Raw genomic sequence first — 2,507 nt, 5'->3', positions numbered from 1 at the left:
CATTAATTATTTTTTTATTAATGGCAAGTGGTTGCTCAAATGCAGTTTCAACGAAAAGTGAAAAAACAAGTGAAGGATTTAAAAAACTGCAAATTGTCACTACTTTTTATCCAATGTACTATTTTGCAAAAAAGGTGGCAGGCGATTCAGCAAACGTGGAACTTTTAATACCAAATGGTGTAGAACCACATGATTGGGAACCAACAGCAAAGGATATGGCAAAAATCCAAGATTCGGATTTGTTTATCTACAACAGCCGTTACTTTGAAGCCTGGACGGAAAAGGCATTAAAGAGTATCAACGATCCCAATTTAAATGTGCTCGAGGCTTCGAAAGGAATTGAATTGATGAATGCTAAAGATACAGAAGAAGAAGAGCATGACCATGCTGATCATGCAGAATCTAAAGATCCCCATGTTTGGCTATCTCCTGTTTTAGCACAGAAGGAAGTTGACAATATAGCCAAAGCTTTGGAACAAGCAGACCCCAAAAATAAAGAGCAATTTCAAAAGAATGCAGCTGCTTTTAATTCAGAACTTGCCGATTTAGACCGCTTATATAAAGAGACTATTGATAAAGCCAAGAAGAAAGAATTTGTTACACAACATGCTGCATTTGGGTACTTGGCAAAACAATATGGACTGACTCAAATTCCTATCGCAGGATTATCACCCGACGTTGAACCAACATTAGGGAAATTAGCTGAATTAACGGAATTAACAAAGAAGAAAAATATAAAGGTTGTTTATTTTGAGGAGATGGCATCTTCAAAAGTGGCGGAAACGTTAGCTAAAGAAATAGGTGCTAAAACAGAAGTATTAAATCCATTAGAAGGATTAACTAAAGAAGAACAACAACAAGGTTTAGACTATATTGGTGTTATGAAAAAAAATCTGGATGCATTGAAAGTATCAGTCTTTTGACAAGTTATCTAATTTGGGGTTACTTCAAAAGAGTAACCTCTTTATTTTGTTGGATTGTGAAGAGTTGTACTTAAACTAAAGGGTAGCAAGAGCAAAAGAAAAGCAACGCCTGCGTTGCTTATGCTGTTAAATTTTTTTGGCATGAAAGTTGCATTCCTTACTATTGAAAGAAATTAGGAGGAGGAATAAAAATGGAAACAGTAAAAATTAGGCATGCTACAATTGATGATATCCCACAACTTTTTAATTTAATGAATCAGTACATCGTCGATTTCTACAATTGTCCTCGCCCAAGGGAAGAAGCACTAAAAAAATTGATTAATCATTTACTTGAAAATCCTTATGAAGGTATTCAGTTTGTTGCCGAGACGGAAACAAACCGATTAGTTGGATTTGCCACACTATATTTTACGTTTAATACATTAGAGGTAAAACGGATGGCTTTTTTATATGATTTGTTTGTTACACCCAAAATACGGGGTCAAAAGATTGGTGAAAGATTATTGAATTCTTGTCTTTCTTACGTTAGAGAAAATGATTATTCTCATATGTTTTGGGAAACAGCTCATGATAATGAGGTTGCTAAAAATTTATATGACAAGATTGGAGCGAAAAAACAAGTTTGGTTAAACTATGAAATAAATTAATTTTATAATGTTTATTTGAATAAATTATTCAAAATCAACTAACATTGGATTGTTATTAGGATCTGTTTTGCTTGAACATTAACATAACAGAATTCCATCATATGAATTGTTCTTCAACTTGACGGAACTTGTTGTTCTTGGATTCCTAATTGTTAAATTCCTTAAGGTGTAATAAAAATAAAGGATACAGGTTAGATTGTTCAATATGAACAATCCTTTTTTTATCCCCTACATAAAAATTTGTGAAGAATTAATCTTAAAATAAACCAGCTAATAGTTTGTCAACATTCTCAATAAAAAGTTTAATAACTGCATGATATACTAAAAAAGGCATGCCAAATAACCTTCCGTTACATAATTTCTGGAAGGTTTTGTTGTTTTTGGGTAGATACAGTTATTAGGCTATATCTTGGAAAGTGGTTCTGCTTCTTAGTAAGGCATAAATCCAATGTAGCTTTGTTTGTACTTTCCGAAGACTTTGAACTTTTATCCTTATAAGAAATCAATGAGTTAATAATAATCATTAAATATCCACGGTCCTCTAAGTTATGAAAAACAGAGGAGTGATAATGTCCTGTTTCCTCTAAAACAACAGGTGGTTTCTTACCTGTTTCTCTCTTAACTTCCTCAAGAAAACCTACAAGTAAACATAGACCTTCTAGAGTATGAGAATCTTTAAAACTTTTACGATATGGTTTGCCTTTATCTAAAAATGCTTGAACCTGACTTTCCCCTTTTGAAATATCCAGACCAATGACTGGATTCATTTCTAAATTCTCCTCCTAAACTAGTAATACGCCAGTACCCCTAATTCCTCCATGCAGTGTCACAGCTTCGCTTGTTATACGAAATCTATGTCCCAACCAGCCTCAGTCATGTTTCTACAAGTAGGGGGCGAACCGTTTAGCTGACGGGGTCAAGCCCCACGGGCAGTTAC

The 2,507-nt window shown here is 34.1% G+C and carries 2 protein-coding genes and 1 pseudogene; 2 read left to right on the top strand and 1 reads right to left on the bottom strand.

Annotation, left to right across the window (positions count from 1 at the left end; genetic code table 11):
• Both V7077_RS26630 and V7077_RS26625 read left to right on the top strand, forming a co-directional pair.
• On the top strand, positions 1-923 hold a 923-nt coding region (locus tag V7077_RS26630; RefSeq protein ID WP_420489713.1), incomplete at its 5' end, for a metal ABC transporter substrate-binding protein.
• A 191-nt stretch (positions 924-1,114) separates the two neighbouring features.
• Entirely contained in the window at positions 1,115-1,570 is a 456-nt protein-coding gene (locus tag V7077_RS26625) for a GNAT family N-acetyltransferase (protein WP_335507589.1), read from the top strand.
• A 457-nt stretch (positions 1,571-2,027) separates the two neighbouring features.
• Here the strand turns inward: V7077_RS26625 and V7077_RS26620 are convergent.
• Positions 2,028-2,337, bottom strand: a pseudogene (locus tag V7077_RS26620) (IS110 family transposase); the annotation flags it as partial.
• Positions 2,338-2,507: the final 170 nt, after the last annotated feature.

The sequence above is a fragment of the Neobacillus vireti genome, assembly GCF_036962465.1.
Classification (GTDB): Bacteria; Bacillota; Bacilli; order Bacillales; family Cytobacillaceae; genus Neobacillus; species Neobacillus vireti_B.
This window is presented reverse-complemented; position numbering and strand designations above follow the sequence as displayed.